The sequence below is a fragment of the Streptomyces sp. NPDC006140 genome (assembly GCF_040628815.1).
In the GTDB taxonomy this organism is placed as follows: Bacteria; Actinomycetota; Actinomycetes; order Streptomycetales; family Streptomycetaceae; genus Streptomyces.
Map to the genome: position 1 here is coordinate 55220 of NZ_JBEXTS010000018.1, position 6000 is coordinate 61219.

Here is a 6000-nt window from a genome sequence, read left to right on the forward strand (position 1 = left end):
CCGTGCGACGGCGGATGTCCCGCCGTACCACGGCACAGCTAAGTGACTGCACAGTAACCACCCGGTCGCTCAGCCTGCCGACCGGGTGGCCACCATCGAAGCCGTGGGGCCACTCGGGGTCAGGCCGTGGCCTTCTTGCCCCGAGTCGCCCCGCCACGCCCTCGCAGCGTGACGCCCGACTCACTGAGCATGCGGTGCACGAAGCCATACGAGCGGCCGGTCTCCTCGGCCAACGCCCGGATGCTCGCACCGGCGTCGTACTTCTTCTTCAGGTCTGCCGCGAGCTTGTCGCGCGCGGCGCCGGTCACCCGGCTGCCCTTCTTCAGAGTCTCGGCCACCCGTGCCTCCTCATGGGAAGTGCGCTCTGGTCTCCTCATGATCACCCCTCCGGGCCCTGATGGCCACCCATTCGGCAAGGTCCGTGAGACAAGGTTGTGACGACGGGAGCGCATCCCCACATACGGAATATGGAATTCCGGAGCGGAGTGTCCGTACGACCGAACGGATTGCCCCGGGAAATGCCAGGTCAGAAAGGCGGCGCGGCCGAGCCCGGAAGAATCGGGGGCTCGGCCGCGAAATCGTTGTAGGACACACCTCGGTACGAGGAGATCTCACACAGATGATGGATCACCGCTGGGCCGAATGATCCAACGCCGTTGATCACGCATTCGATCAAGCGGTACTGACACTCAGGCCAGGGCGACGAGATCCGCGTAGTCGGCGCCCCACAGGTCCTCGACGCCGTCCGGCAGCAGGATGATCCGCTCCGGCTGGAGCGCCTCGACCGCGCCCTCGTCGTGCGTGACGAGGACGACCGCGCCCTTGTAGGTGCGCAGCGCGCCGAGGATCTCCTCGCGGCTGGCCGGGTCGAGGTTGTTGGTGGGCTCGTCGAGGAGCAGCACGTTCGCCGAGGACACCACCAGCGTGGCGAGCGCCAGGCGGGTCTTCTCGCCGCCGGAGAGGACGCCGGCGGGCTTGTCGACGTCGTCGCCGGAGAACAGGAACGAGCCGAGCACCTTGCGGACCTCGACGAGGTCCATGTCGGGCGCGGCGGAGCGCATGTTCTCCAGGACCGTGCGGTCGGGGTCGAGGGTCTCGTGCTCCTGGGCGTAGTAGCCGAGCTTCAGGCCGTGGCCGGGGACGACCGCGCCGGTGTCGGGCTGCTCGACGCCGCCCAGCAGCCGCAGCAGGGTGGTCTTGCCGGCGCCGTTGAGGCCCAGGATGACGACGCGGGAGCCCTTGTCGATGGCCAGGTCGACGTCGGTGAAGATCTCCAGCGAGCCGTAGGACTTCGACAGGCCCTCGGCCATCAGGGGGGTCTTGCCGCAGGGCGCGGGCTCGGGGAAGCGGAGCTTGGCGACCTTGTCGGACTGGCGGACCGCCTCCAGGCCGGAGAGCAGCTTGTCGGCGCGGCGGGCCATGTTCTGCGCGGCGACGGTCTTGGTGGCCTTGGCGCGCATCTTGTCGGCCTGCGAATGGAGCGCGGCGGCCTTCTTCTCGGCGTTGGCGCGCTCGCGCTTGCGGCGCCGCTCGTCGGCCTCGCGCTGCTGCTGGTAGAGCTTCCAGCCCATGTTGTAGACGTCGATCTGGGAGCGGTTGGCGTCCAGGTAGAACACCTTGTTGACGACCGTCTCGACCAGGTCCTCGTCGTGGGAGATCACGATGAAGCCGCCGCGGTAGGTCTTGAGGTAGTCGCGCAGCCAGATGATCGAGTCGGCGTCGAGGTGGTTGGTCGGCTCGTCGAGCAGCAGCGTGTCCGCGTCGGAGAACAGGATCCGGGCCAGCTCGATACGGCGGCGCTGACCGCCGGAGAGGGTGTGCAGGGGCTGGCCGAGGACGCGGTCGGGCAGGTTGAGCGCGGCGGCGATGGTGGCGGCCTCGGCCTCGGCGGCGTACCCGCCCTTGGTGAGGAACTCCGTCTCCTGGCGCTCGTACTGCTTGAGGGCCTTCTCGCGGGTGGCGCCCTTGCCGTTGGCGATGCGCTGTTCGTTGTCGCGCATCTTGCGGATCAGGACGTCCAGGCCGCGGGCGGAGAGGATGCGGTCGCGGGCCAGGACGTCGAGGTCGCCGGTGCGGGGGTCCTGCGGGAGGTAGCCGACCTCGCCGGAGCGGGTGATGGTGCCGCCGGCGGGCATGGCCTCGCCCGCGAGGCACTTGGTGAGGGTGGTCTTCCCCGCGCCGTTGCGGCCGACCAGGCCGATGCGGTCGCCCTTGGCGACGCGGAAGGTGGCGTTTTCGATGAGGACGCGGGCACCGGCGCGCAGCTCGATACCGGAGGCGGAGATCACGGACAGACTCCAGGGCGGATATGGGGGCGGGATGGGCGGCTGAGGACGTTCCCGCCGTCTAATGCGCGAGGAGAAAGGCCATGGGGGACAGTCTAACGGGGCCGTGCAACCACTTTTTCTGCGTGCGGGTGTTCGGTTGGTCTCGCCGGGTCGTTGTCAGTGGTGGGTGCGAGACTGAGCAGCAGAACGGGATCATCGGATTTCCGGCGACCGGGCACAAGGGAGTGATCGGCATGGCAGGCACGTCCGGCGGGCGTCCCAGCATCTGCCCGACGCTGCTCTACGCGGACGCGAAGGCGGCGATCCGGCAGCTCACGGAGGCCTTCGGCTTCACGGAGCTGTCGGTGTACGAGGGCGAGGACGGCTCGGTGCTGCACGCGGAGCTGGCACAGGGCAACGGCGCGGTGATGGTCGGCAGCAAGGGCCGCGGCGGCGTGTTCGACGCGGCCATGAAGGACGCGGGCACCACGGGGGTGTACGTGGTGGTGGACGACGTGGACGCGCACCACCGCCGCGCCGTCGACCACGGCGCGGAGATCCTCATGCCCCCGACGGACCAGGACTACGGCTCGCGGGACTACATGGCCCGGGACCTCGAGGGCAATGTGTGGAGTTTCGGCACGTACGCGCCCGAGATACCGGGCTGACCCCCGAGGTCGGGCGCCCGCCCTAACTGCCGCCGGTGTGCACCTGGAAGGCGGCCCGGCGCACGGCCTTGGCCAGGGCCGGGTCGGGGTGTGCCGCGGCGAGGGCGACCAGGACCTGCACGGTGCGCGGATGACCCACGGCCCGTACCTCGTCCAGGAGCATCGGGACGGTCGGCTGCACGGCGGACTCCAGATGGCGGACGAGCAGCGGGGCCTCCCCGTGGTCGGCGACGGCGGCGGCGGTGTCCACCCACAGCCAGGTCGCCTCCTCCCGGGTGAGGACCTCGTGGGCGTCCTCCGGGTCGGCCCCGTCGTGCTCGGCCAGCCACAGCAGCGCGTACGGCCTCAGCGTCGGCTCCTCCAGCACGGCGCGGACGTCCGGCTCGGCGGGGGCGCCGACCACGCGCAGCGCCTCGAAGGCGAGGCCGCGCAGCAGGGCGTCCTCGCCTCGGGCGGCGTCGAGCAGCTCGGTGACGGCGCTGCCGACGGTGCGGGCGGCGAGCCAGGCGCGGTACTCGGCGCGGGCCGCGTTCGGGCGCAGTTGGGCGCAGCCGCGGAGCATGTCCTCGGCGCCCTGCTCGATGTTCCCGGCGGGGCTCTGCGCGGCGACGCAGATCTGCTCCAGCTTGACCCAGACTGCCCAGCTGCCGAGCGGGGTGAGCGTGGCCTGGCCGTCGCCGTAGGTGAGCGCGCCGACGGAGGCGAGGGCGCTCAGGGCCCAGTCGAGGAGGGGCGCGAGCGGGGCGTCGGTGGGCTCCGGTTCGGCCGCCGGCTCGGGCTGGGGGCCGTAGGGGATCTCGCAGCGGGCGGTGCGCAGTTCGGTGACGCGCTGCTCCAGGAGGTCCAGGAGCTGCTCGACGGGGACGGGGCCGGCGGACAGCTGGAGGAAGGAGAGCACCTGCGGCATGGCCGAGACGACCTCGGCGACGGCGGCGGGCTCGTGGTCCGCGGGTTCCGGACAGGCGAGCGACCAGGCGTCGAAGAGGGCGACCCAGCCGCGCAGTACGGCGCTGTCGTCGCGGTTCCAGGCGCGCAGCCGCCAGCCGGGGCGGGCACTGTCGCCGTGCACCTCGACCAGGCCGGCGAGGCGAGCGGTGTCCCAGTCGGCCCTGACCTGAGCGGGGGTCAGGCCGAGGTCCGAGGCGGCCCGTTCGGCGGTCGCGTCGGAGAGGGTGGCCTTGCCGTCGGCGGTGGCGCTGTCCCCGCCGGGGCCGAGGGCGGCGTCGGCCCAGCGGGCGACGCGGGCGGCGCCGGCCAGGCCGGAGCGTGCCATTCTGGCCAGCTCCGCCGGTGCCGGGGTGCCCTCCGGGGGGCGCGGCGCGGGGCGGCGCGAGCGCTGCTGGTTCATCGCTCTGGGGGCGGCGGCCAGGGGTCGCGGGCGGACGAGTCGAAGCCTGGAGTCGCGCGGGATACGGGACGTCACGGGGGCAGTCTCCCGGTTGACGGTCCGAAAACCCAAACGGAATGTCACGGCGGGCGACGGGGATGGCCAACGCACCGGCCCCCGGGAGTGGTCGAGGGCCGGGAACAGGCCAGTGGTACGACGCTAAACGGAATCATCACGACCGGTCGGTAGGGAGCGGGACGGGACGTGGTTGCGACGGGGCGAAGGGGGCGTGAACGGGGGGTGCGTGACGTGCCGGCGCCGCCGGAGAGGTCACATGAGGGGGGTCAGGAAGCGCCGCAGGGCCTCCTCGTAGGCCTGGGGGTCGGCGTTCCACATCGCTCCGTGGGGGGCGTCGCGGACGGTGTGCAGGGCGACCATGTCGGGGCGGGCGCCGGCGAGGCGGCGGGAGAGCTGCCAGGGGGCGACCGTGTCGTCCGGGCCATGGAAGACGAGGGTGGGGACGCGGACGCCGTCGTACGGGTCGGTCCCCGCGGCGCGGTCGCCGTACAGGCCGGTGCGGCCCTGGGCGGCGCGGACCGCGAGGGGCAGCAGCGCGCCCGGGGTGCGGCGGGCGGCGGCCAGGGCGCGCAGGGTGGTCTCCCAGTGGAGGACCGGGGAGTCCAGGACGAGCCCGGAGACGCGCTCGCGGAGCCCCGAGTGCTCGGCGGCGCGCAGGGCCATGGTGGCGCCGGTGGACCAGCCGTGCAGGACGATCTGGCGGGCTCCGTGGCGCTCGGCGTAGCGGAGGGCCGCGTCGAGGTCGCGCCACTCGGTCTCGCCGAGATGGTTCAGGCCGTCGGGCGGGCGGGGTGCGCCGAGGTCGCCGCGGTAGGCGAGGGCGAGCACCGGGAAGCGGTTGCGGTGCAGGAACTCCATGATGTTCAGGGCGATTTCCCGGGTGGTGCCCAGGCCGTGCACGGCGATCACCCAGGTGTCCCGGGCGCCGGGCACGAACCACGCGGGCAGCGTGCCGAGTTCGCCGGGGATGTCGACGTCGGCGTGTTCGAGGCCCAGGGCGCCGCCGGGGTTGCCGACGTACACGTTGGGGGTGAGCCAGGCCTTGTCGCCGGGTCGCAGGGTGCCGTGGGTGACGCTCTCCAGGCGGCGTACGACGGTGTCGGCGGAGTGCGGGGCGTCGGCCAGGACGGGGCCGACGACGGCGTGGGAGCCGTCGCCGGCCAGACCGTAGCGGCCGGGCCGCAGGGCGGCCAGGTCCCGGGTGAGGCTGATCTGCCCGGCGGCGGTGCCGTGCACGGTGAGCCGGGGTTCGGTGGGCAGGGGCCTGCCGGGAGGCGCCTTGAGCGCGGCGTCGCTGGCGAACCGGCCGGCGGCCACCGCGGCGGCCCCGGCCCCGATCACGGCGGTGACGGCAGCGGCCGTCGCTTTGACAGTGCGCACCCGACCAGTGTCCTGGCGGACGCGGCCGGGGACCAGTGGGGGGTAGCGGTGGGGTGAGGGGTGGGGAGCGGCGTGCGGGGGGGGGGCAGCGTGCAGGCGGGGCGCAGTGTCGGCGGCCGGCTCCGGGCTGGGCCGGGACGCCGACGTCCAGCGGCGCACTAGCTGGGCGCGTCCCGGCGGCCAGCGACCTGCGGCTTGGCCGGTCCCTGCGGCCGGTGGCCTCTGGGCTGGGACCGGAAGGGACGTTGGCCTGCCGGCCGGGAGCGGAAGGGACGTTGGC

General features: G+C 73.0%; 5 protein-coding genes. 1 reads left to right on the forward strand and 4 read right to left on the reverse strand.

The genetic code is table 11. The annotated features are described in order from the left end of the window. Positions 1–119 precede the first annotated feature (119 nt). Together ABZ386_RS34880 and ABZ386_RS34885 are read right to left on the reverse strand one after the other, a co-directional pair. Positions 120–338, reverse strand: coding sequence for a helix-turn-helix domain-containing protein (locus tag ABZ386_RS34880; RefSeq protein WP_010037790.1), 219 nt, complete (start codon positions 336–338; stop codon positions 120–122). 351 nt (positions 339–689) lie between these two features. Continuing rightward, positions 690–2288 (reverse strand): ABC-F family ATP-binding cassette domain-containing protein, encoded by a 1599-nt coding sequence (locus tag ABZ386_RS34885; RefSeq protein ID WP_351346697.1) that lies wholly within the window; start codon positions 2286–2288, stop codon positions 690–692. 233 nt (positions 2289–2521) lie between these two features. Between ABZ386_RS34885 and ABZ386_RS34890 the strand changes: the two genes are divergently transcribed. Beyond that, entirely contained in the window at positions 2522–2935 is a 414-nt protein-coding gene (locus ABZ386_RS34890; RefSeq protein WP_198678115.1) for a VOC family protein, read from the forward strand. 22 nt (positions 2936–2957) lie between these two features. Here ABZ386_RS34890 and ABZ386_RS34895 read toward each other — a convergent pair whose 3' ends face one another. Together ABZ386_RS34895 and ABZ386_RS34900 are read right to left on the reverse strand one after the other, a co-directional pair. Next, complete coding sequence (locus ABZ386_RS34895; RefSeq protein ID WP_356614377.1) at positions 2958–4358, reverse strand: hypothetical protein; 1401 nt, start codon at positions 4356–4358, stop codon at positions 2958–2960. A gap of 234 nt (positions 4359–4592) precedes the next feature. Beyond that, positions 4593–5720: an alpha/beta fold hydrolase gene (locus tag ABZ386_RS34900; RefSeq protein WP_355726350.1), complete on the reverse strand. Its 1128-nt coding sequence runs from the start codon at positions 5718–5720 to the stop codon at positions 4593–4595. Between the last annotated feature and the right edge of the window lie 280 nt (positions 5721–6000).